This window comes from Pseudomonas sp. NFXW11 (genome assembly GCF_049887815.1).
Lineage (GTDB): Bacteria > Pseudomonadota > Gammaproteobacteria > Pseudomonadales > Pseudomonadaceae > Aquipseudomonas.
Window position 1 is genome coordinate 229,725 of the sequence record NZ_JAGEKI010000003.1, and the last position, 22,324, is coordinate 252,048.

Annotated in this window: 16 protein-coding genes; 2 read left to right on the forward strand and 14 right to left on the reverse strand. The window is 62.4% G+C overall.

Features of this window, described 5'->3' with window-relative positions:
- Positions 1 to 39: 39 nt before the first annotated feature.
- Genes J4P02_RS06810 through msbA form a run of 3 tightly spaced genes read right to left on the reverse strand, consistent with a single transcriptional unit; the run spans position 40 to position 4,152 of the window.
- A complete protein-coding gene (locus J4P02_RS06810) occupies positions 40 to 1,440 on the reverse strand; it encodes a PIG-L deacetylase family protein (RefSeq protein ID WP_426188815.1) in 1,401 nt (466 codons plus the stop codon).
- Positions 1,441 to 1,444: 4 nt separating this feature from the next.
- The gene (locus tag J4P02_RS06815) at positions 1,445 to 2,341 is read right to left on the reverse strand and encodes a GNAT family N-acetyltransferase (protein ID WP_426188816.1); all 897 of its coding nucleotides are present in this window, start codon (positions 2,339 to 2,341) and stop codon (positions 1,445 to 1,447) included.
- Positions 2,335 to 4,152 carry a lipid A export permease/ATP-binding protein MsbA gene (msbA, locus tag J4P02_RS06820; protein WP_426188817.1) on the reverse strand — a complete coding sequence of 606 codons (1,818 nt, stop codon included), beginning with the start codon at positions 4,150 to 4,152 and terminating at the stop codon, positions 2,335 to 2,337. The genes J4P02_RS06815 and msbA overlap by 7 nt, the downstream gene beginning before the upstream one ends.
- Positions 4,153 to 4,278: 126 nt before the next feature.
- On the opposite strand from msbA, the gene J4P02_RS06825 reads away from it, so the two are divergent.
- The gene (locus J4P02_RS06825) at positions 4,279 to 4,935 is read left to right on the forward strand and encodes a phosphotransferase (RefSeq protein WP_426188818.1); all 657 of its coding nucleotides are present in this window, start codon (positions 4,279 to 4,281) and stop codon (positions 4,933 to 4,935) included.
- A 3-nt stretch (positions 4,936 to 4,938) separates the two neighbouring features.
- On the opposite strand, the gene J4P02_RS06830 is transcribed toward J4P02_RS06825, so the two are convergent.
- From J4P02_RS06830 to glnE, 11 genes are all read right to left on the reverse strand, one after another.
- On the reverse strand, positions 4,939 to 6,324 hold the full coding sequence (locus tag J4P02_RS06830) for a hypothetical protein (protein ID WP_426188819.1): 1,386 nt from the start codon (positions 6,322 to 6,324) through the stop codon (positions 4,939 to 4,941).
- A gap of 70 nt (positions 6,325 to 6,394) precedes the next feature.
- Positions 6,395 to 7,315, reverse strand: coding sequence for a glycosyltransferase family 2 protein (locus J4P02_RS06835; RefSeq protein ID WP_426188820.1), 921 nt, complete (start codon positions 7,313 to 7,315; stop codon positions 6,395 to 6,397).
- Complete coding sequence (locus J4P02_RS06840) at positions 7,302 to 9,056, reverse strand: carbamoyltransferase family protein (protein WP_426188821.1); 1,755 nt, start codon at positions 9,054 to 9,056, stop codon at positions 7,302 to 7,304. The genes J4P02_RS06835 and J4P02_RS06840 overlap by 14 nt, the downstream gene beginning before the upstream one ends.
- Positions 9,057 to 9,257: 201 nt before the next feature.
- Positions 9,258 to 10,712 carry a lipopolysaccharide kinase InaA family protein gene (locus J4P02_RS06845; protein ID WP_426188822.1) on the reverse strand — a complete coding sequence of 485 codons (1,455 nt, stop codon included), beginning with the start codon at positions 10,710 to 10,712 and terminating at the stop codon, positions 9,258 to 9,260.
- Complete coding sequence (locus J4P02_RS06850) at positions 10,712 to 11,464, reverse strand: lipopolysaccharide kinase InaA family protein (protein WP_426188823.1); 753 nt, start codon at positions 11,462 to 11,464, stop codon at positions 10,712 to 10,714. The genes J4P02_RS06845 and J4P02_RS06850 overlap by 1 nt, the downstream gene beginning before the upstream one ends.
- Positions 11,461 to 12,195, reverse strand: a complete 735-nt coding sequence (locus J4P02_RS06855) for a lipopolysaccharide kinase InaA family protein (RefSeq protein WP_426188824.1) — start codon at positions 12,193 to 12,195, stop codon at positions 11,461 to 11,463. Before J4P02_RS06855 ends, J4P02_RS06850 begins: the two co-directional genes overlap by 4 nt.
- Positions 12,195 to 13,001 (reverse strand): lipopolysaccharide core heptose(I) kinase RfaP, encoded by an 807-nt coding sequence (rfaP, locus tag J4P02_RS06860; protein WP_426188825.1) that lies wholly within the window; start codon positions 12,999 to 13,001, stop codon positions 12,195 to 12,197. Before rfaP ends, J4P02_RS06855 begins: the two co-directional genes overlap by 1 nt.
- Complete coding sequence (locus J4P02_RS06865; RefSeq protein WP_426188826.1) at positions 12,998 to 14,122, reverse strand: glycosyltransferase family 4 protein; 1,125 nt, start codon at positions 14,120 to 14,122, stop codon at positions 12,998 to 13,000. Before J4P02_RS06865 ends, rfaP begins: the two co-directional genes overlap by 4 nt.
- On the reverse strand, positions 14,122 to 15,183 hold the full coding sequence (waaC, locus tag J4P02_RS06870; RefSeq protein WP_426188827.1) for a lipopolysaccharide heptosyltransferase I: 1,062 nt from the start codon (positions 15,181 to 15,183) through the stop codon (positions 14,122 to 14,124). Before waaC ends, J4P02_RS06865 begins: the two co-directional genes overlap by 1 nt.
- A gap of 1 nt (position 15,184) precedes the next feature.
- The gene (gene waaF / locus J4P02_RS06875; RefSeq protein ID WP_426188828.1) at positions 15,185 to 16,219 is read right to left on the reverse strand and encodes a lipopolysaccharide heptosyltransferase II; all 1,035 of its coding nucleotides are present in this window, start codon (positions 16,217 to 16,219) and stop codon (positions 15,185 to 15,187) included.
- Between the two features lie 133 nt (positions 16,220 to 16,352).
- Positions 16,353 to 19,292, reverse strand: a complete 2,940-nt coding sequence (glnE, locus tag J4P02_RS06880) for a bifunctional [glutamate--ammonia ligase]-adenylyl-L-tyrosine phosphorylase/[glutamate--ammonia-ligase] adenylyltransferase (protein WP_426188829.1) — start codon at positions 19,290 to 19,292, stop codon at positions 16,353 to 16,355.
- Positions 19,293 to 19,675: 383 nt separating this feature from the next.
- Here glnE and aceE point away from each other — a divergent pair, with 383 nt between their 5' ends.
- The gene (gene aceE, locus J4P02_RS06885; protein ID WP_426188830.1) at positions 19,676 to 22,321 is read left to right on the forward strand and encodes a pyruvate dehydrogenase (acetyl-transferring), homodimeric type; all 2,646 of its coding nucleotides are present in this window, start codon (positions 19,676 to 19,678) and stop codon (positions 22,319 to 22,321) included.
- The last annotated feature ends 3 nt before the right edge of the window (positions 22,322 to 22,324 follow it).

Consider the following 22,324-nt stretch of genomic DNA (forward strand, 5'->3'; position numbering starts at 1 on the left):
AGGGGCGCGATATTAACACAGGGTAAAGCCGCGGCTGTTTCAATCCGAAAGGTCACGCACCCAGAACAGTTCATGGCGCCGGACCGACTTGCGGAAAAACTCGTTGGCCCCCGTGGCCGGCCAGCGTCGACCCGCCAATAGCCATTGGATCAAGCGGCGCAACCGGCGCTTGAATGGCAACGCCCCCTGCAAGTCATGCTGCATGGCCAGCGCCATGGCCTTGTCCAGTTGCACGTCCGCGGACAGCTGCGGGCTCCATAGACGATCGGCCGGCAATGGCTCGATGGCCGGCGGCAAAGCGATACCCGCACCCGCCGGCCCCATGGGCCAGCGATCATTGTCATGCAGGTGATTGGCGTACAGCAGCAGGGTCGCAGGTTTCCATGCGCTGAGGGCGATCGCCGCGTTCAGCGCTTGTGTGGTTGCCACATGATCGCTGTGGGGGTCGAGCTCGGGATGGGGAGTGACCAGGACCTGGGGGCGAACATGCTCCAGCAGGGCCACCAGGTCGGCCACCAGGTTGTTCCAGGTCGGCGCGCCATCGGCATCGGCAGGCAGGCGCATCGGGTTGTGCTGGCGCACGCTGCGGATATCGCTTTCCCCAGACTCGCGGGAGGCAAAAGGCTCGCTGGGGGACTGGGCCATCAATGGCAGTTGCAGGCAGTAGTACCCCAGTTGCACGCAACGGCTGGCAGGCACGCCAGCCCAGAGCGGAACGGCCAGGCTGTCCCAACTGCGCAAACGCCCTTTTAGTCGGGCCGCCTGCGCGGTGTCCAGCCCGAGTTGCCGGTACGCCTCGGCCTCGATCTCGCCCTGGGTCAGTGTGACGATACTGACGTCCTGGCCACGGCCATACAGGCCGAAGGCTGCCAGCTCGGCATCATCCGCATGCGGCGCCAGCACCATCAGCGACTGCTGGGCGTAATCGGGGTTAGCCATGACCCACAGCGTGCCGCTCGAAGCCAGCGTGCAACGACGACCGCGTACGGCCAGCATGCCCTGGGCCAAGGCGGCTTCCTGCCCCGAGAGGTTCAGGTAACGCAGGCCTTTGACACCGCGCTCGAAATCCTGGCGGTCGTCGCCGATTTCGACGAAAGGGTCCAGCCAGCGGCCGAGCCAGCTGGACTTCAGGTGCAACTCAAGAACCAGCGTCTCCCCTGCCGCCAGCGGCTGATCAAGACGCAGCAGGCCACCCACGAGCGTCACGCTCTGGCGCGGGGTAGCAGCGGGAAAACGGTACTGATAATCATCGCTGGCGCGATAGAACAGATGATCGGCGAACCAGGCTTCATGGCCCACCCACAGCAGCACCAACAGTACCGGCAACAACCACCAGCTCAGCCAGAAGCCAAGTGCCGCCAGTACCAGAAGCATGACCATCAGGAACAGCCGCTTGTTGCGGCGATGGGCCTTGAGTAAACGCTGTTTACGGACCGTCATAGAGTCAGACCTGATAGACCGGCACCTTGTGGCACCAGCGATCCTTGTACTCCCGGTCAGCGCGACCGAACGAATAGCGCAACGCCTTGCCGGCCGCCTTGGCGCACTCCCATTCATGCTGGGTGTTGACGAAGCTCAGGACACTGCCCGGACTGAACTCGCGACTCTGCGGATCGACCCCACCATTGATGTACTCCAGGGAGATCCATTGCGGGGCCTCGACGCGATACAGGATCTGGATCGCGATGGGCGCGCCATCCAGCATCACCACCGAACCGGTCATGAACTCGCGTAACAGGGTGAAGACCTCTGCCAGGCCGGCCTTTCCCGGAACCTCGAAATTCCAGCGCCGCTGAAACAGATCCCCATAGATCGCCGCCTGCTCCTGTGGCGACAGCTGCGACATCGGCAGCAGAACGCCGCCCGCTTCCTCCAGCAGACGCTGTTCACGCCGCTGGTTGTAACGGAATTTCTTCGAGTAATCCTCAGGAGCACGGGCCAGGGCCAGCCCCTGCGGTTGCACCTTGAGGGTAGTGATCTGCTCGGCATTCAACTGCGAAACGTAAGCCATGCGCTGGCGCACCGGCACCCTGGCTTCGGGCGCCACGGGCAGAATGATTTCTGCATTGCCCATGTCCAGCAGCCCGCGCTTGCCTTCACGCTTGAGCACGTCCTTGGACAGCGCGACGTGTCGCCCCCAGGTTGGAATTGCCGCCACCGGCTGGCCATTTTGCAGCCAGCCCAGGTAACGCGGCTTGATCCCAACCAGAGAGGAAAGCCGCTCTACTACTTCGGGGTGGGTGGCAACGCTGCCACCAAATTGCTGCCATGCATGTCGGTAGCTTTCAAGGTCGATCTCGGTCCAGCCACGCTCACGCCACTGACGAAAGAAACTCAGCATGCGCCAATCACCGATACCGGCTGCTCGTCGCCTTCTTCGAACTCCTTGGCATGCAGCCGGGAGTAATAACCGTTCTGCGCCAGCAACTGGGTGTGGGTACCACGCTCGACGATCCGCCCGTCATCCATGACCAGGATCAGGTCGGCCTTCTCGATGGTGCTCAGACGGTGCGCGATCACCAGCGTGGTGCGGTTCTGCACCACGTGGTCCAGGGCTGCCTGGATGTGTCGCTCGGACTCGGTGTCCAGAGCCGAAGTCGCCTCGTCAAGAATCAGCAGCGGCGCATCTTTGAGCAGGGCCCGGGCGATGGCGATACGTTGACGTTGACCGCCGGAAAGCAGCACGCCATTTTCGCCCACCAGGGTTTCATAGCCTTGCGGCATCTTCGCGATGAACTCATCGGCATAGGCTTCTGCTGCGGCACGCCGGACTTCTTCGAGCGACGATCCGCTAAGATCGCCATAGGCGATGTTGTTGGTGACGGTGTCGTTGAACAAGGTGACCTGCTGGGTCACCAGGGCGATCTGCCGACGCAGGCTTTGCAGGGTGAAATCCTCAACGCGCACACCGTCAAGCAGGATTTCTCCCTGCTCATGCTGGTAGAAGCGCGGAATCAAACCGGCCAGGGTTGACTTGCCGCTGCCGGAACGCCCCACCAGCGCCACCATCTGCCCAGGCTCGACGACAAAGCTGATGTCATCGAGCACCTGCTTGTCGCTCTCCGGGTACTGGAAGTTGAGGTTGCGCACTTCCAGCCGTCCCTCGAGACGCTCGGACTCGAAAGTCCCCTGGTCGACTTCCACCGGTTCATCCAGCTGTTCGAAAATGCTCTCAGCCCCGGCAACGCCTTTCTGGATGGTCGAGCTGACTTCGGAGAGCTGGCGAATCGGCTTGGGCAGCAGGCCAGCCATGGTGATGTAGGCCACCAGGTCGCCAGGCGAGGCATCACCACGCAGATACAGCACCAGGAACATGACCACGGCCATGGCGCTGTAGGTCACCAACTGCAACATCGGGGTATAGACCGCCCCGGTCTTGGTCATTGCCAGCTGCTTGTCGGTATTGCTCTGGCTGGCCTGCTCGAAACGCACCCGCTCGTAACTCTCGCCACCAAAGCTGCGCACCACGCGATAGCCGTGGATGGTTTCGGAGGCGACGTGGGTAACATCCCCCATCGACACCTGGATCTTCTTGCTCTGCTTGCGGAACTTGCGGCTGGTGCTGTTCACCATCATGCCGATTACCGGCAGGATCGCCAGCATGACCAGGGTCAGTTTCCAGTTCATCCAGATCAGGGTGCAGAACAGGAAAATCACCGTCATGCCTTCACGAATCACCACCTTGATCGCATCGGTGGCCGCCCCCGTGACCATGGTCACGTTGAAGGTGATCCGGGAAATCAGGTGGCCGGAGTTGTGCTTGTCGAAGAACCTGTTCGGCAGTTCCAGCAACTTGTTGAACAGCACGACCCGCAGGTCATGCACCAGCCCCAACGACACCCGGGCCAGGAAGAAGTTGCCCAGGTACGAGCCCACCCCTTGCCAGGCGGCGATCAGGACAATCATCAGCGGAACGGTTTCAAGCAGCTGCAACTTGCCAAGGTAGGGGTTGCCCGGGAACAGGCTGGCTTCCGGATTGGCCAGCCCGTCGACAAAATACTTGAGGATGTAAGCGAGCATCGGTTGCGTCGATGCAAAGATCAGGAACCCGACAATGCTCAGGATGAACAAGCCGACATAGGGCCGCACATAAGCCAGAAGTCGGAAATAGATAGCCAGCGTGGACTGGGCTTTGGGTTCAGGACTGCTCATGGGAATCCGTGCAAATCAGTGAAGCGCGGATGATATCACAGGCACTTTTGCGCCAAACAACCTGACCACCGGACCTGCCCAGCAGCAAGTCGGTTAAGATAACCGGCTAATGATCTGGAGTCGCCAATGCAAGAGATTGATCACCGCACCTACGAGACGTTGCGCGCCGGAGCCCAGGTACTCGAGGCCGACGGCTCCGGAGACAAGGTACTGCGCTTGAGCGACGGGCGCATGCTCAAACTCTTCCGCCGCAAGCGCCTGCTGAGCTCGGCCCTGTTCTACCCCTATGCCCGGCGCTTTGCCGACAACACCAAAGCCCTGGCGCAACGCAGCATCGCCTGCCCGCGGATCGTTGCCGTATACCGTATCCCGAGCATCCAGCGTGACGGGGTCTACTACGAGCCCTTGCAAGGCAAGACCCTCAGGCAACTGCTCGACGAACGCGACAACGCCGATGCGCTCAGGGCTCAGTTGGGCCGCTTCATTGCCGACCTGCATGAAAAAGGCGTGTATTTCCGCTCGCTGCACCTGGGCAACGTGGTCCTGACGCCGGATAACCAACTGGGGCTGATCGATATCGCCGATTTACGCTGCCAGAACTCGCCCTTGAGCGAACGCAAGCGGCTGCGCAACTTCGTCCACGTGCTGCGCTATCAGGAAGATCGGCAATGGCTGCTGGGCCAGGACGCTGGCAGCACCTTCGTCGAAGGATACCGCCAGGGTGTGCAGGCCAGCCCCCGCCAAGCGCCGTTTATCGAACAACTGCGGCAGTTGCTGGCCTAGGCCTTACTGACCTATGACCAGCACCCTGGCGCCCTTGCGATTGGCAAACTGCGCCAGGATGCGCATCTGGTGCTCGGCCAGCCAGCCGGCCAGCCAGGCTTCGTCGGGCTTGGCCTCAATCAGGAAGTAGCGATAGTCGCCGGCGTGCTCGGCAGACATCGCCTGCTCCCGCGGCATGCTGTTGAGATACCCTCGCCCAGCGTAATAGCCGATACGCCCATCCTCAAAATACGCCGGTGCCTGCGCATCGGTGTTCGCGGCGAGCCAGCGACCGGCCTCGACATACTGGGTCTTGCCCGGGCTGGTGGAAATCACGTTCGACAGCATCAGCAACAGCCCGATTGCCACCAACGCCTTGCCAAGCCGCGGAAACTCCCGCACGAAGAGCATCAGGGCCATGGCCAGCACGGGAACCATCAACAGGTTCAGGAAGCTCAGATAGCGTGAGTTCATGAATTGTTGCTTGATGAAGAACAGCATCAGCACCAGGGTATAAAGCAAGGCCGCCCAGGCAAATGGACGATATTGATCCCAGTAGGTACGCAACACCTGCCAATTGCGCCGGAACACAAAGGGAAGCGCAAAGGGCCCCATCAGCTTGACGAAGGAAATCATCAAGGTGGCGAGAATGCCGAAGAAGATGATCCGCCCCGAATCATCCTTCGAATACTTGTTGATCAGGGAGTTGGCAAACTGCTCGGACAACATATTGAACGAAGCAAAGACGTGCCGCGGATTGATCATGTCCAGGTAATAGCTGACGCGGGCGGAAGACAACTGCCCCGATACCGATACCAGCACCACTGCCGCAACCAGACCCAGCAGCGGAAGCAACATGAACTCGAAGAATGCCTTGCGCCGGGAGCCGGAGAAAAGATTCGGCAACTGCCATAACCCCAACGCGGGCAGCAGCAGTATGGCCTCAAGGCGAAACAGCGCCGCCGCCCCGATTGCCAGGTGAATAGTCCCGGCTCGCCACCAGCCACCACGGGCCTGCCAGCGCAAGGCCAGCCAGAGGCTCAAGGTGCAGAAGAACCAGAAACCGCATTCCCGAATGATATCGTCACGGAACGCATTGACTGCGGGCATCGCCAACATCACCAGGCAAGCCCATCCCGCGGCTTCTGGCACACGCTGGCGAACACAATCGACCATCAAGGCACTGGTTCCGGCAACGAAGAGTGCGCACCACAGATAGGCACTCAGTTCCAGAGGCAACCCCAGGAAGATATGGGTTTGCGCCAACAGCAGGGGGAACCAGGGCCAATCGAATATCGTCCAGGCGATTGCCGGCCCCTGTTCGGTAACCTTCTGCGCAATATTGATGTAGTAGGCCGCATCACGACCAACGGTTGCCGCGCCCAGTATCGCAATCAGGGACAGCAGCAAACTGCCTACCAAGGTCAAACGAACGGGATACTGATTGATAACCCTCAAGCCCCACTTCCATGCACCCCCCTCAACCACGAGCGTTCCCCCCTTTCAAATACAGTCGCAATACTTTGCGTAAATAAGTCCAGCGCATGGCCTGCAACGGACTCAAGGAAAACGCCGTCCAATAGAACCGTCGCGCCAGGCCGACCTCATTACCCAGCAGTGCAGCCCGGAACAGCGACAGGTAACGCTGCGCTTTATAGCGCTTCTTCAGCGACTGGCAGGCTTCGGGCAAGCTGCTGAAAACCTCCTCCACAATGCCCAGCGCCACCTGTTCCTCGTCATCACGACTGTGACGCAAGCTGTCGGCATGCTTGTGGATTCGCGCCAGGGGCGTGGAGGTTATGGCAAAGCGCCCATTGACCACCAGGTAGGCAAATACGGCAATGTCTTCCCCGGTTCGCAGCGTCTCGGGATAGGGACGCTGCAGCAACAGCCGGCGGGAAAACAGCGTGCAGCAGTGAGAGAGGGAAATACGCTTGCTCAGCAGATACTGACGGGCCAGCGTGCGAGCATCTGCCCGCGGCACGGAAGTCGGCAAGCGCAGGCGCTCGCGACCGTCGACCTCTACCGATAGCTGAGCCCCCAGCACCACATCGATGGCAGGATCGGCCAGGACGATTTTGCGCAGCTCGGCAATCGCCCCGTCAGTCAGCTCATCATCGGCATCCAGCAACAACACATAACGGCCAGTGGCAAGGCCAATGCCGTGGTTGCGTGCGGCGGCAGCGCCGGCATTGGCCTGCACATGCACCCGCACCTGAGCAAAACGAGCGACATAGTCCGCCAGGACTGCCGCCGTGTTGTCAGTGGATCCATCGTCGATAACGATAAGTTCAAGGTCAGCTGCCCACTGACCAAGAACCGAATCAAGCGCTCTAGGGAGCAGATGCGCATAGTTGTAAGTCGGTACAACTACGCTGATCAGCGCCTCAGAGTTCGTCATAGGCATTGACACCGTCTTTGACCACCAGAATGTCTTCCATGATCAGGTATTGCAGGTCGGAGCCGTAGAACATGTTCAGGGCGTCGGTAGGCGAGCAGATCATCGGCTCGCCACGGCGGTTCAGCGAGGTGTTCAGCGACACGCCGTTGCCGGTCAGCACTTCCAGGGCCTTCATCATGTCGTAGTAGCGCGGGTTGTACTCGCGCTTGAGCACCTGGGCCCGGGAGGTACCGTCTTCGTGCACCACTTCCGGTACCCGGGTCTTCCACTCTTCAGCCACTTCGAAGGTGAAGGTCATGAAGGGTGCCGGGTGATCGACCTTGATCATCTGCGGGGCAACGGTGTCGAGCATCGACGGGCAGAAAGGCCTCCAGCGCTCGCGGAACTTGATCTGCTCGTTGATCCGGTCGGCCACGCCCGAGGCGCTCGGGCAACCGATGATCGAACGACCGCCCAGGGCCCGCGGACCGAACTCCATGCGGCCTTGGAACCAGGCCACCGGGTTGCCGTCCACCATGATCTTGGCGATGCGTTCCGGGGTGTTGTCGATCTGCCGCCAGGCCGGCTTATGCGGGTGGCGGGCACAGGCCGCAATCACGTCTTCGTTGCTGTAGGACGGGCCGAGATAGACGTGCTCCATCTTCTCTACCGGCACCCCACGGGCATGGGACACATAGGCCGCGGCACCCACTGCGGTACCGGCGTCGCCGGAGGCCGGCTGCACGAACAGCTCCTTCACGTCCGAACGAGCGATGATCTTCTGGTTCAGCTTGACGTTCAGCGCGCAGCCGCCGGCGAAGGCCAGCTTGCCGGTTTCCTTCAGGGTGTCGCCCAGGTAATGGTCGATCATCTGCAGGGCCAGCTTCTCGAACAGCGCCTGCATGCTCGCCGCGTAGTGGATGTAGGGCTCGTCGGCGATATCGCCTTCGCGCTTGGGACCCAGCCACTCGATGAGTTTTGGCGAGAAGTAGAAGCCCTTGCCCTTCTCTTTGTAACGGCGCAGGCCGATAACGTTGGCGTAGTCGGTGTTGATCACCAGCTCGCCGTTTTCAAAGCTGGCCAGGCGCGAGAAGTCGTACTTGCTGGCATCGCCGTAAGGCGCCATGCCCATGACCTTGAACTCGCCGTCGAGCATCTCGAAACCGAGGAACTCGGTGATCGCGCCATACAGGCCGCCCAGGGAATCCGGATCGAAGAATTCCTTGATCTTGTGGATCTTGCCGTTCTCGCCATAGCCGAAGAAGGTGGTGGCGTACTCGCCCTTGCCGTCGATGCCGAGGATCGCGGTCTTCTCCTTGAAGCCCGAACAGTGGTAGGCACTGGAGGCGTGGGCCAGGTGGTGCTCCACCGGCTCGATCTTGATCTTCTTCGGATCGAAGCCCAGTTGCTCCAGGCACCAGACGATCTTCTTGCGGTAGCGCTTGTAGCGACGGTTGCCCATCAGGATCGCGTCCAGGGCGCGGTCCGGGGCGTACCAGTAGCGCTTGGCGTAGTGCCAGCGGGCCTTGCCGAACAGGCTGATCGGGGCGAATGGAATCGCTACCACATCAACGTCGGAAGGCTTGATCCCGGCCTGTTCCAGGCAGAACTTCGCCGACTCGTAGGGCATGCGGTTCTTTGCATGCTTGTCGCGCACGAAACGCTCTTCTTCGGCGGCGGCGATCAGTTTGCCGTCGATGTACAGGGCTGCCGAAGGATCATGGCTAAGGGCGCCGGACAGGCCAAGAATCGTCAATGCCACAGGGGTCTAGCCTCGTTTAGTCTGCATGCGGGCGCGATGCGCCTTGAAAATGAAGTGTGCTCGCAAGGGGCGAGAAACAACGAAAGGGCGGGATTATAGCGTAAAAGCGGGGGCAAGCCTCTAGCGGCAAGCGGCGAGCCCGGGGGCTGCGTCCGCCCTGGCCGATGGTCGCTGCCAGCAGCAGCGACCATGGGTCGCAGGTCAGCCCTGAGCGGCCTGCACGGTCTTGGGCAGCCGCTGATCAATCACCTGATACAAATTGCAGCTTTGCGGCCAGTTGCGCATGAAACGTGCGCGATCCCGGGCGTAGGCCGGGGCAAAGCTGCGCAAACTGGCGTGCTGGCGCATGGAATCCAGATCGATCAGGGCCCAGCGATCGTCTTGCCAGAACAGGTTGTGCCCCTTGAGGTCGCCATGACTGATGCGCTCCTTGAGCAACTGGGCAAACAGCTGCTCCAGGGCCTGCAACTCCTGCTCGGGGGCTGCGCCGCTGTCCACGAACGGGGCGAAGCGCTCGATGATGTCCGGCCCGGCCAGGTATTCGGTAATCAGGTAGGCACGCTGGCGCAGCCAGAGGAAACGCCGCTCCAACAACGCCAGCGGCTTGGGCGTGGCAATCCCCAGGAACGCCAGGCGATTGCCCTCGCGCCAGGAGTGCCAGGCCCGGCTCGGGCGCCAGAAACGTTTGAGCCAATGGGCAAAGCCCTTGATGTTGTAGCGCTTGAGCACCAGCGTGCGGCCCGCGGCCTCGACCCGACCGACACTGGCCGCACCGCCGGTCTTGTACAGATGCCCTTGATCCAGCAGCGCATCGGCCTGCTCCAGCACCGGCAGCATTGCCGCCTCTTCCTCACGGCGAATCGCCCGCAAGGCGAAAGGCCCGCGCTGCACGGCGAACAGGCTGCACTCGCGGCCGACCTTGGCGAGAAAGTCCCGCAGGCGCCAGCCGCGCACCTTGTCCACCTGCTTCTGCAGGGCTTCCAGGGGCAAGGCGTGCTCGGCATTGCTCAGCAAATAATGCACCAGCAGCTCTTCGGTAAAGGGCTCCAGGTTCTTGGGCAACTGGGCGAAGAACACCCCGAGGTTTTCCAGCACTTTGTGCCGCGACAGTGGCTTGCCGGCCTCTTCGACGCAGATGCCAGCGCCATCGATCAGATGCAGCTTGCCGTCATGGCGCAGCAGGTTGTCCAGGTGCAGGTCTTCCTGCCACAGGCCTTTGGCGTGCAACTGGGCAATCGCGCCCAGGGCCTCGGCCAGCACCGCAACCTGTTCATCGGCCAGCACCGGCAACGTTTCTACCTGCTTCCAGGCCTCGCCCAGGCTGTGCGCGCCCTCAAGAAACTCGAACAACAGCCAGCCGCCTTCGCCGTCTTGCAAGCCATCGACCAACAGCAGTGGCGTGGTCAGGCCTTGCTGGGCCAGCAGGCGCACGCCATTGAGCTCGCGCTGAAAATGCCGCGCCGCCTTGGGCCCCACCAGCAACTTGGCCAGCACCATGCGCCCACGCCAGACAGCGGCACCCACATAGCGCTGCCCCGGCAACACCCGCAGCAGGCTGAGCAGCTGCAATTGGGCCGGGCCGGCGGCGTCCGCCAACTCCAGACTCAGGGGCAGGGCCGGGTTGCGCCCACTGTTTTTCAGCTCGGACAAACGCATCAGCGAGATCCCTTGTGATCGCGGCGAGCACTCAGGCGTGCCAGCCAGGCATCCACCAGGGCAGCGTCCCGAGGTTGATCCAGATAGGCCGCCAGCAAGCTGCGCACTTCCTCGTTGTTCCACACCGAGGCCCGGCGCAACAGGGGCTCGAGGTCCTTGACCCGGTCGCGCTGGCCGAACAGCAATGGCCGGGTTTTCTCCAGGTCGATCAACTGCGCCTGGTAACCCTCGCCGTCGGGGCGCAGGAAAATATGCTTGGGATAAAAACAGCCGTGCACCTGGCGCACGCCGTGCAGTTGCCGGGCCAGTTGCCCACAGGCAACAAGCACCGCCTGGCGCTCTGCCGCGCCCAGTTGATCCCAGCGCGAGAGCAAGGCATCCAGGTCGTCCCAGCCGTCCAGGGCTCGGGTCAGGAGAATCGCCCGCGACTCGCCGGCAACCTTGCGCATGCCGAAGAACACCGCCTGCAAGGCCGGAATACCCAGCTGCTGATAGCGGCGGATATTGCGAAATTCCCGGGCGAAGCTCGGCTCGCCGAACGGTCGGTGCAGGGTCCGGGTCAGGTAGTTGGTTTGCCGCTTGAGATAGAAGCCCTGCCCTTCCACATCCAGGCGGAAGACGCTGCTGCTGCCACCGCGGCCGGTATTGGGCTCGTCCACGGCTTGCAGTTGCGTGGCCCACAGCTGGTCAAAGGTACCGAGGCCGTTGCGCTCCAGCAACGCACGCTCCTCGGCGGCCAGAAAATCAGTCATTCACGCCCCTCGAAAAATCTCACCACGTGGCGAATACGCTCCTTGTCGGCAGCGCTCAGGCGCTCGCGCTCACGGTATTGCAGGTAGAAACGCAGGCGCTGAGTCGCCGACAGATGATATTTGGCCACCTTGTCCAGGCAGGCCAGGTCCTTGGTGATCCGGTACTTGAGCCAGAATCCGCGCCAGAAATCACCGTTGGGGCAATCGATCAGATACAGGCGGCTGTGATCGTCGATCAACAGGTTGCGCCACTTCAGGTCGTTATGGGTAAAGCGATGGTCATGCATGACTCGGGTATAGGCCGCCAGCTGCCGGCTTACACAATCCACCCAGGACCTGTCCTTGAGCCGCGGATCGTTGCGTTCGGCCAGCACCGACAGGTCTTCGGTCTGCGGCAGCTCGCGGGTGATCATCGCCCCACGGGCATAGGCCAGGCCGCGCCGTTCCAGGCCCCAGGCCACCACATCGGCGGTGGGGATGCCCCACTTGGCGAAACGCTTGAGGTTCTGCCATTCGAACTTGACCCGGGGCTTGCCCAGGTAGCGCCGCAGATTCTTGCCGGCGCCGGTGTAACGCTTGACGTAGTAGTTGACGCCATCACGCTTGACGCGAATGACCTCCGACAGCGGATCGCGGGTCAGGTGCTCGCCCTCAAGGGCAAATACCGCCTCCAGACTGCCAAAATCTTGTGCCAGCGCCTGACAGGCAGGGTCCAGGTTCCAACCCGCCATCAGAGCGCGTCTCCATATCGTTGTTTACGGGCGTAGAGCTTTTCCGCCTTGCCCTCGAGCCAGGACAGCAGCGCCGCTTCTTCGGCGAGGATCTGCCGCAACGGCTGCTGGAAATAGCCCTTGAGGAAACGCAGCTTGTCGCGGCGCGTCAGGCCGATATCCAGGGCCGAGAAATACAGTGCGGCCAGGTCCTTGTTGCGCCAGCGCTGGGTGATCTGCGGCCGGGTCTGGGCGCGATGCAGGTCGATCACCGAGAGTTTCAGCTCGCCATGGGCGATGGGCTGGTCGGTGTGCAGCAGGAAGTGACAGATGTAGCAGTCGCGATGGTTGACCCCGGCCCGATGCATGGTGCCGGTCATGCGCGCCACTTCGGCGATCAACGCTCGCTTCAGGGCCGGCGCCGGAGGCTGCTTGACCCAGTCGATGCTGAAGTCCTCGAGGCTGACGGTCGGTGCCAGTTCCTCAGTGACGATAAATGAATGCTGGTCCGCCGGGTTGCGACCACGTTCGCCATAGGCGACGGCGGTCATGGTGGGCACGCCGACCTGATGCAGACGCTCGAGCGCCCGCCATTCCTGGCCGGCGCCAAGCACCGGCAGCTTGGCGGTGATCAGGTTCTTGAGGATCTCGCCCCAGCCGATACCACGATGGATCTTCACGAAATAGCCGCGGCCCTCGACTTCCGTACGCAAGGTACGGCGCGCCTCCAGCTCACGGTAGACCTGGCCCTTGAGTTCCTCGACCGCGGCGAACGCGTCGCGTCCGGCCCAGAGGGACTTGAAGGGTTCGGCAAGCATCAACTTCATCGGTGTTGCTCCGCCAGAATCACGTCCGCAGCGTGCTGCGGCATGCTGTAGAGGTCGGCCGTCTCGGCGAACGCCAGGCCATTACGGCTCCAGGTCGCACGCGCAGCGTCGTCGGCCAACATGGTGCTCAAATACTGATTGAGCTGCGCCTGCTCCATAGGCTCATCCAGCACCAGGCCACTCCCGGCCTCGGCAATGTAGTGGGCATAACCGCACACCGCGCTGACCAGCACCGGCAGCCCGGCCACCAGGGCTTCGAGCAATACGGTGCCGGTGTTTTCGTTGTAGGCAGGGTGAATCAGCAGGTCGGCCCCCAGCAGGAAACGCGGGATATCACTGCGCCCTTTCATGAACTGCACCTGGTCGCTCAGGCCCAGCGCTGCGCTCTGCACCTGGAATACCTTGGGGTCGTCCTGGCCGATTACAAACAGCCGGGTGCGCTTTTTCAGCGCCGACGGCAACGCCGCCAGGGCCTTGAGGCTGCGGTCCACGCCCTTGGTCTTGAACCCGGAGCCGATCTGCACCAGCAGCAGGTCGTCGTCCTTGAGGTTGAATTCACGGCGGAAATCGGCACGGATTTCGGCGGCATTGGCCGGTGCCCGACGGTCCTGGGCGATGCCCGGCGGCAGCAGGTGGAAGCGCTCCAGCGGGGTGTCGTAATGCTTGATGAACAGCGGCTGCTGGACTTCGGAGATCATCAGGATCTCGGTCTTGGCATCCCTGGCGAACACCGCTCGCTCGTACTCGGCGAAGTGCCGGTAGCGGCCCCAGCGCCGGTACAGCGAATGACGCAGGTTCTGCGCCTTGTCCTCGAAACAGCCATCGGCGGCGTAGTACACGTCCAGCCCCGGCATCTTGTTGAAACCGATCAACCGGTCCACCGGGCGCTTGGCCAGGTCGGCCTCCATCCAGGCGCTGAGTTTCTCGTTGCGTCGATGGTTGAACAGCGCCTTGACCGGCGCCACCAGCACCTCGAAACCCGGGGGCACCTCGCCCTCCCAGATCAGGGTGTAGACACGGATCTGATGCCCGCGCTGCTGGCACTCCAGGGCAATGCGCATGAAGTCACGCTGCAGGCCGCCGAAGGGAAAATACTTGTAAAGGACAAAAGCCAATTGCATCAGCGTGGCTCCTCAGCCAATAACAAGGTGCTCAGTCGGCTGGCGACACGCTCGGGATTCAGGCGGGTGAAACACAGTGGCCACTCGCGCTTGAGGTCAAAACGCTGCTGGTCCGCAGCGGTGGGCTGATAGGTGCATTTCTTCTGCAGGCAGGGTGCGCAGGGGAAGTTGCTGCCCAGGTGGATCTGCACCCGGCCGTAGGCCCCGGTCAGCCCCGGGTTGGTCGGGCCGAACAGGGAAATGGTGGGTACATCCAGGGCTGCGGCAAGGTGACCAAGACCGGTGTCCACGGCCACGCAGGCCTGGGCGTCGGCCAGCACCTTGGCGACCCCGGCCAGGTTCAGCTTGGGCAGAACCGTGGCGTTTTTCAGGCCACTGGCAATACGTTCAGCGCGAGCCTTTTCGGCGGCGTTGCCCCAGGGCAGCTTGACCTCGACGCCGAGCATGCCCATGCGCTCGGTCAGCTCGCGCCAGTAGGCTTCGGGCCAGTGCTTGGTGTCCCAGGTGGTGCCATGCAGGAACAGCACGAAAGGCTTCTTGCGCGGCAGTTCCACCAATTTCTCGACGTTCAGCCCGTAGTCGCCCAGCCGCTGCGGCAAGTCATAACCCAGGGCCACGGCAAACAGCTGGCGCACCCGCTCCACCGCATGCTGCCCACGGGCCACCGACAGGCGTCGGTCATAGAAGCGCGAGGCCAGGGGCTCACGGGCCGAGTCCTTGTCCAGCCCAGCCACTGGGGCACGCACATAGCGGGTCAGCCAGGCGCTTTTCAGCAGGCCCTGGGCATCGATCACCAGGTCGTACTTGGTCGAGCGCACATTCTGCTTGAAGCGCCGCCACTCGCCGCTCTTGATGGTTTGCCAGATGTTCTTGCGCCAGCGGCGGATGGCCACTGGAATCACCTTGCCGACAGCCGGGTGCCAGGTCGGAATCTCCGCGAAACCCTCTTCCACCACCCAGTCGAACTTGATCCCGGGAATCGCTCGCGCGGCATCGGTCAGGGCCGGCAGCGCGTGAATCACATCCCCCAGGGAGGAGGTCTTGATCAACAGTACCCGCAACTTACTGAACCTCGACCACAGAGCCCTGCAACCGCTGCAGGGCTTCGTTCACCGGCTGCGGCAGAAGCTGGCGCAGGCAGTTGTAATGGCCGAAACGGCAGGTGCGATCGAAGCACGGGCTGCACTCGATGCCCAGGCGCACCACTTCCACCTGATCGGCCAGGGGCGGGGTGAAGCCCGGCGAGGTGGAACCGTACACCGCCACCAGCGGGCGGTTCAGCGCCGCGGCCACATGCATCAGCCCGGAGTCGTTGGACACCACCGAGTCAGCGCAGGACAGCAGGTCGATGGCTTCGGCCAGGGAGGTTTCGCCACTGAGATTGGTCGATTCCTCGCGCAAACCGGGAATCAGCCGGCCGCGAATCTCTTCACCCACGGCGTGGTCGTTCTTCGACCCGAACAGCCAGACCTGCCAGCCCTCGCGGATCTTGGCCTCGGCCACCTGGGCGTAGTGCTCGGACGGCCAGCGCTTGGCCTCACCGAATTCCGCCCCCGGGCACAGCGCCAGCACCGGACGATCCAGGGCCAGGCCGAACTTGGCCAGGGCCGCCTCCCGACTCTGGGCATCGATCTGCAGGCGCGGGCGCGGGTAAGGCTGGGGCAGCTCGACACCCGGTTCATAGGCCAGGGCCATGAAGCGCTCGATCATCAGCGGATAGCGTTGTTTATCCAGCTTGCGCACGTCGTTGAGCAGGCCGTAGCGGAACTCGCCACGCCAGCCGGTGCGTTTGGGGATGCCGGCGAAAAACGGCACCAGGGCCGATTTCAGCGAGTTGGGCAACAGGATCGCCTGGTCGTACTGGCCGGCCAGGGACTTGCCGATCTTGCGGCGGGTCGCCAGCTCCAGAGCACCGTGCCCCAAGGGGAAGCTCAGGGCCCGACGCACCTGGGGCATGCGCTCGAGAATCGGCCGACTCCACTCGGGGGCCAGCACGTCGATCTCGCATTGTGGATGACGCTGTTTCAGGCACTCGAAGAGTGTCTGCGCCATCACCATGTCACCGACCCAACTGGGCCCAACGATCAGAATATTCATGTGGTTTCCATAAACGAGCCGGGGAGGCCTACGCCTCCCCGCCTCGAGAATCCAGCACCGCGGCCTTCACCGTCGGTTTGATTGGGGCGAGCCTCGCAGCTCGCCCGATACAATTGCGGCCGCATTATGCCGCCTAGCTTAGCCCCAGCTCGTGCCAAATTCGTAACACTTCCCGTCGTTCGGTCACGAATTGATCACCGGTAATGATTCCGGCCTCATTCTGCAGCGCCTGTCGATGAGCGGCTGAACGGTAGGCCTTGTAGACCTCACGCAGTAGGCTGGCATCGCTCGCCGGCATCAGCCCGACCTGCTCCAGGCCTTCCAGGATGCGGATGTTATCGGTGTAGCGCAGCAGCGAGGGGTGCTCTTGGGACCACGCCAGGGCGGCGTATTGCACCATAAATTCGATATCGACGATACCTCCGGCGTCCTGCTTGAGGTCGAACGGCGCCGTGGCCTCGAAGGCGTTGGCCGCGGTTCCGGCGGCGGTCAGGCGGCTGCCCAGGTTGTCGCGCATCTTGGCGCGCATCTCGCTGACTTCCTGGCGCAGCTTGGGCAGGTCGCGCTGCTTGCCCAGCACCGCGGCACGCACCTGTTCAAAGGCCTGCCCCACATCCTGGCTGCCCACCAGCACCCGGGCGCGCACCAGTGCCTGATGCTCCCAGGTCCAGGCTTCGTTCTCCTGATAACGGCCAAAGGCCCCCAGGGAACTCACCAGCAAACCCGAGGCTCCGGATGGCCGCAGGCGCATGTCCACCTCGTACAACTGCCCGGAGTTGGTCTGGGTGGTCAGCAGGTGGATGATCCGTTGCCCCAGGCGGGTGAAGAACTGCGCACCGTCTATGGGCTTGGGCCCGTCGGTTTCCGCCTGGGGGTCACCGTCGTGGATAAACACCAGGTCGAGGTCGGAACCATGGCCCAGCTCGATGCCGCCGACCTTGCCATAACCGACGATGATAAATCCCGGGTCGCACAAGGTGCCGTCGCTCCGCTGCGGCGCGCCATGCTTGGCCACGGTCTGGCGCCAGGCCAGGGCCAGCACCTGTTCCAGAATCGCCTCGGCGAGCCAGGTCAGGTAATCGCTGACCTTCATCAACGGCAGGCTGCCGGCGATTTCCGAGGCCGCTACCCGCAGGCGGTGGGCCAGCTTGAAGTGGCGCAGGGCCTCCATCTGCTGTTCCAGATCGTCCTCGGGAATCCGTGTCAGGCGTTCGCGCAACTCGGCTGCCAATTCCGGCGCCAGGGGCGGCTTGAACAGACGCCCTTCGTTGAGCAGCTCATCCAGCAACAGCGGGAAGCGGGTGATCTGCTCGGCAATCCACGGGCTGGCGGCACACAGGGTCAGCAATCGGCGCAGGGCACCGGGGTTCTCGGCCAGCAGCACCAGATAGGCCGAGCGTCGCGCCACGGCTTCCACCAGGGGCAACACCCGCTCCAGCACCAGGTCCGGATTGGCGTGTTCCACCGCCTGGGCCAGCAGGCGGGGAATAAAGGCATCCAGGCGTTCGCGGCCAAGCCGTTGCATGGCACGCAACTGTGGGCTGCTGCGCAAGCTGGCCAGGGCGCGCAAGGCCTTGGGCGCATCGATGAAACCGCCCTCCTGCAACTGCCGGCAAGCGGCCTCTTCATCCTGGGCCTCCTCCCACAGCGGCAGCCATTCACCGCCCACCACCACTTCGCTCTCGGCGCCTTCGTCTTCATCCGGGTCGGCGATCACCTGGCGGAAGTGCCACTCCACCCGCCCACGCCAGTACATCAGCTGTTCATGGAAGGCGTTCCAGTCGGCAAAGCCCAGCATAAAGGCGATACGTGCCTGGTCCTGGGGATTGTCCGGCAGCATCTGGGTCTGGCGGTCGGCAATGGCCTGGATCCCATGCTCGGTGTAGCGCAGGAACTCGTAGCCCTCGCGCAATTCGCTGATCACCGCCGCCGGCAGGTAGCCCTGCCCTTCCAGCGTGCCCAGCACCTTTAATAAAGGACGCTGCTGCAGGCTCAGGTCGCGCCCCCCGTGAATCAACTGGAAGGCCTGGGCGATGAACTCGACCTCGCGGATGCCCCCCGAGCCCAGCTTGATGTTGTCGGCCATGCCCTTGCGCCGGACTTCCTGCTGGATCAGCTGCTTCATGGTGCGCAGCGCTTCGATGGCGGAGAAATCCAGGTAACGGCGGTAGACGAAAGGCCGCAGCATCTCCAGCAGCTGCGCGCCGGCCACTTGGTCCCCGGCCACCACCCGGGCCTTGATCATGGCGTAGCGCTCCCAGTCGCGACCCTGATCCTGGTAGTACTGTTCCAGGGCGTTGAAGCTCAGCACCAGGGCGCCGGCGGAGCCGTAGGGCCGCAGGCGCATATCGACACGAAACACAAAGCCGTCGACGGTCATCGGGTCCAGGGCCTTGATCAGCCGCTGCCCCAAACGGATAAAGAATTCCTGGTTATCCAGCGGTCGCTTGACCCCCACCGTCTCGCCCCCTTCGGGGTAGGCGAAGATCAGGTCGATGTCCGACGACAGATTGAGCTCCACGGCCCCCAGCTTGCCCATGCCGAGGATGACCATCTGCTGCGGCTCGCCGCTGCGGGCGCCGGTGGGCACGCCGAATTGCTGGCTATGGCGCAGGTACAGCCATTGATAGGCCTGGTCGATGCTGGCATCGGCCAGGTCGGAAAGATCGCGGCAGGTTTGCACCAGGTCGGCCTGGCGATTCAGGTCGCGCCAGATGATCCGCACCTGCTGGCGGGTACGCTGGCGGCGCAGCACGCGCCCCAGCTGGTCCTCGGTTTCGGCGGCTTGCACGGCGGCGGCAATCTGCCCACACAGCTCCCCCGGGGCGAAGCCGCGATCCAGTTCCCCGGAACGCACCAGCTCCAGCAACATCAAAGGGTCACGCAGGCTCTGTTCAATGACGAAGTCGCTGGCGGCACAAACCCGGGCGAACTCGGCCCAGCGCTCGGCACTCCAATCGCCGATGCCGGGGTCACCCTCCAGCGCCGCCACCGCACTGCGCAACGACTGCTCGCCACGGCTGACCAATGGCTGGAGAATCGCAGGGACTTGGGCAAGCGCGGGCAGGCTCATGGGCTATCCTTGATCGGCGTGGAAAAAGCGGGCGGGGATGGTTGGCAAGGGCAAACGGCGTGATGGACTGTCGAACAAAAGTTAGAAATAGCTGAAAATAGGTTTTTTTTAGCAGCGGGCATTAATTTATTACCTATTCCCCTTGGCCACCGACCAAGAGTAACGATGATTCTCACAACGCAGCAGGAGGCCACGAGCCAATCTTCTGTAGTTTTACTACTCGTCTATACATTCGAAAGGCTGAAATGGCCGACGATTTGTAGTAAAACTACACGCCGCCGGATCAACCTCCGGCAATCCAAGAATTTATAATCGTCTGCCCACAAGGCCAGTCGCAAACTCAGGCAACCGATTCTGGAAGCCTTTCCGCCCTGGAGCAAGCCATGCAAGACCTCGATCCCGTCGAAACCCAGGAATGGCTGGACGCCCTGGAATCGGTTCTCGAAAAAGAAGGCGAAGACCGTGCTCACTATCTGATGACCCGTATGGGCGAACTCGCGACCCGCAGCGGCTCGCAACTGCCCTACGCCATCACCACGCCGTACCGCAACACGATTCCCGTCACCCACGAAGCACGCATGCCTGGCGACCTGTTCATGGAACGCCGCATTCGCTCGCTGGTACGTTGGAACGCGTTGGCCATGGTTATGCGTACGAACCTGAAAGATTCTGACCTGGGCGGTCACATCTCCAGCTTCGCCTCCAGCGCCACCCTGTATGACATCGGCTTCAACTACTTCTTCCAGGCCCCGACCGACGAACACGGCGGCGACCTGATCTACTTCCAGGGTCACGCATCGCCAGGCGTCTACGCCCGTGCGTTCATGGAAGGCCGCATCTCCGAAGACCAGATGAACAACTTCCGCCAGGAAGTCGATGGCAACGGCCTGTCGTCCTACCCGCACCCTTGGCTGATGCCTGACTTCTGGCAGTTCCCGACCGTTTCCATGGGCCTGGGCCCGATCCAGGCGATCTACCAGGCGCGTTTCATGAAGTACCTGGAAGCCCGTGGCTTCATCCCGGCCGGCAAGCAGAAAGTCTGGTGCTTCATGGGCGACGGCGAGTGCGACGAGCCGGAATCCCTGGGCGCGATCTCCCTGGCCGGCCGCGAGAAGCTGGACAACCTGATCTTCGTCATCAACTGCAACCTGCAGCGCCTCGACGGCCCGGTTCGCGGCAACGGCAAGATCATCCAGGAACTCGAAGGCGTGTTCCGTGGTGCCCAGTGGAACGTCAACAAGGTGGTCTGGGGCCGTTTCTGGGACCCACTGCTGGCCAAGGACGTCGACGGCATCCTGCAACGCCGCATGGACGAAGTTATCGACGGCGAGTACCAGAACTACAAGGCCAAGGACGGCGCGTTCGTCCGCGAGCACTTCTTCAACACCCCTGAACTCAAGGCGATGGTTGCCGATCTGTCCGACGACGAGATCTGGAAACTCAACCGTGGCGGCCACGACCCGTACAAGGTCTATGCGGCCTACCACGAGGCGGTCAACCACAAAGAGCAGCCGACCGTGATCCTGGCCAAGACCATCAAGGGTTATGGCACCGGCGCCGGCGAAGCGAAGAACACCGCGCACAACACCAAGAAAGTCGACGTCGACAGCCTGAAGCTGTTCCGCGACCGTTTCGACATTCCGGTGAAAGACGACGACATCGAGAACCTGCCGTTCTTCAAGCCTGAAGAAGGCAGCGCCGAAGCCCGCTACCTGAGCGAGCGTCGTGCCGCGCTGGGCGGTTTCGTGCCTCAGCGTCGCGCCAAGAGCTTCAGCATCCCGACCCCGCCACTGGAAACCCTCAAGGCCATCCTCGACGGTTCCGGCGATCGTGAAATCTCCACCACCATGGCCTTCGTGCGGATCCTCGCGCAGCTGGTCAAGGACAAGGAAATCGGTTCGCGCATCGTGCCGATCATCCCGGACGAAGCCCGTACCTTCGGTATGGAAGGCATGTTCCGCCAGCTGGGCATCTACTCCTCCGTCGGCCAGCTCTACGAGCCAGTCGATAAAGACCAGGTGATGTTCTACCGCGAAGACAAGAAGGGCCAGATCCTCGAGGAAGGCATCAACGAAGCGGGCGCCATGAGCTCCTTCATCGCTGCCGGTACTTCGTACTCCAGCCACAACCAGCCGATGCTGCCGTTCTACATCTTCTACTCGATGTTCGGCTTCCAGCGTATTGGCGACCTGGCCTGGGCTGCCGGCGACAGCCGTACCCGCGGCTTCCTGATCGGCGGCACCGCCGGCCGTACCACCCTGAACGGTGAAGGCCTGCAGCACGAAGACGGCCACAGCCACATGCTGGCCGGCACCATCCCGAACTGCCGCACCTTCGATCCAACCTACGGCTACGAGCTGGCGGTGATCATCCAGGACGGCATGAAGAAGATGACCGAAGAGCAACAGGACGTCTTCTACTACATCACCGTGATGAACGAGTCCTACCAGCAGCCAGCCATGCCGGCCGGTGTCGAGGAAGGCATCATCAAGGGCATGTACCTGCTGGAAGAAGACACCCGCGAAGCCGCACACCACGTACAGCTGATGGGCTCCGGCACCATCCTGCGCGAAGTTCGCGAAGCGGCGAAGATCCTGCGTGACGAGTTCAACGTCGCTGCCGACGTCTGGAGCGTTACCAGCTTCAACGAACTGCGCCGCGACGGCCTGGCCGTAGAGCGCAGCAACCGCCTGCACCCTGGCCAGAAGCCGAAGCTGAGCTACGTCGAAGAGTGCCTGAGCGGCCGTAAAGGTCCGGTCATCGCCTCTACCGACTACATGAAACTGTTCGCCGAGCAGATCCGTCAGTGGGTGCCGTCCAAGGAATTCAAGGTCCTGGGCACCGACGGTTTCGGCCGCAGCGACAGCCGCAAGAAACTGCGTCACTTCTTCGAAGTCGACCGTCATTTCGTGGTGTTGGCAGCCCTGGAAGCCCTGGCTGACCGTGGCGACATCGAACCCAAGGTTGTGGCCGAGGCCATCACCAAGTTCGGTATCGACCCGGAAAAACGCAACCCACTGGACTGCTGAGGA

Bases quoted from the DNA above. Each gene is read 5' to 3' on its own strand.
- J4P02_RS06810 (WP_426188815.1), bottom strand. From the start codon at position 1,440: ATGACGGTCCGTAAACAGCGTTTACTCAAGGCCCATCGCCGCAACAAG.
- J4P02_RS06815 (WP_426188816.1), bottom strand. From the start codon at position 2,341: ATGCTGAGTTTCTTTCGTCAGTGGCGTGAGCGTGGCTGGACCGAGATC.
- msbA (WP_426188817.1), bottom strand. From the start codon at position 4,152: ATGAGCAGTCCTGAACCCAAAGCCCAGTCCACGCTGGCTATCTATTTC.
- J4P02_RS06825 (WP_426188818.1), top strand. From the start codon at position 4,279: ATGCAAGAGATTGATCACCGCACCTACGAGACGTTGCGCGCCGGAGCC.
- J4P02_RS06835 (WP_426188820.1), bottom strand. From the start codon at position 7,315: ATGACGAACTCTGAGGCGCTGATCAGCGTAGTTGTACCGACTTACAAC.
- J4P02_RS06845 (WP_426188822.1), bottom strand. From the start codon at position 10,712: ATGCGTTTGTCCGAGCTGAAAAACAGTGGGCGCAACCCGGCCCTGCCC.
- J4P02_RS06850 (WP_426188823.1), bottom strand. From the start codon at position 11,464: ATGACTGATTTTCTGGCCGCCGAGGAGCGTGCGTTGCTGGAGCGCAAC.
- J4P02_RS06855 (WP_426188824.1), bottom strand. From the start codon at position 12,195: ATGGCGGGTTGGAACCTGGACCCTGCCTGTCAGGCGCTGGCACAAGAT.
- rfaP (WP_426188825.1), bottom strand. From the start codon at position 13,001: ATGAAGTTGATGCTTGCCGAACCCTTCAAGTCCCTCTGGGCCGGACGC.
- J4P02_RS06865 (WP_426188826.1), bottom strand. From the start codon at position 14,122: ATGCAATTGGCTTTTGTCCTTTACAAGTATTTTCCCTTCGGCGGCCTG.
- waaF (WP_426188828.1), bottom strand. From the start codon at position 16,219: ATGAATATTCTGATCGTTGGGCCCAGTTGGGTCGGTGACATGGTGATG.
- glnE (WP_426188829.1), bottom strand. From the start codon at position 19,292: ATGAGCCTGCCCGCGCTTGCCCAAGTCCCTGCGATTCTCCAGCCATTG.
- aceE (WP_426188830.1), top strand. From the start codon at position 19,676: ATGCAAGACCTCGATCCCGTCGAAACCCAGGAATGGCTGGACGCCCTG.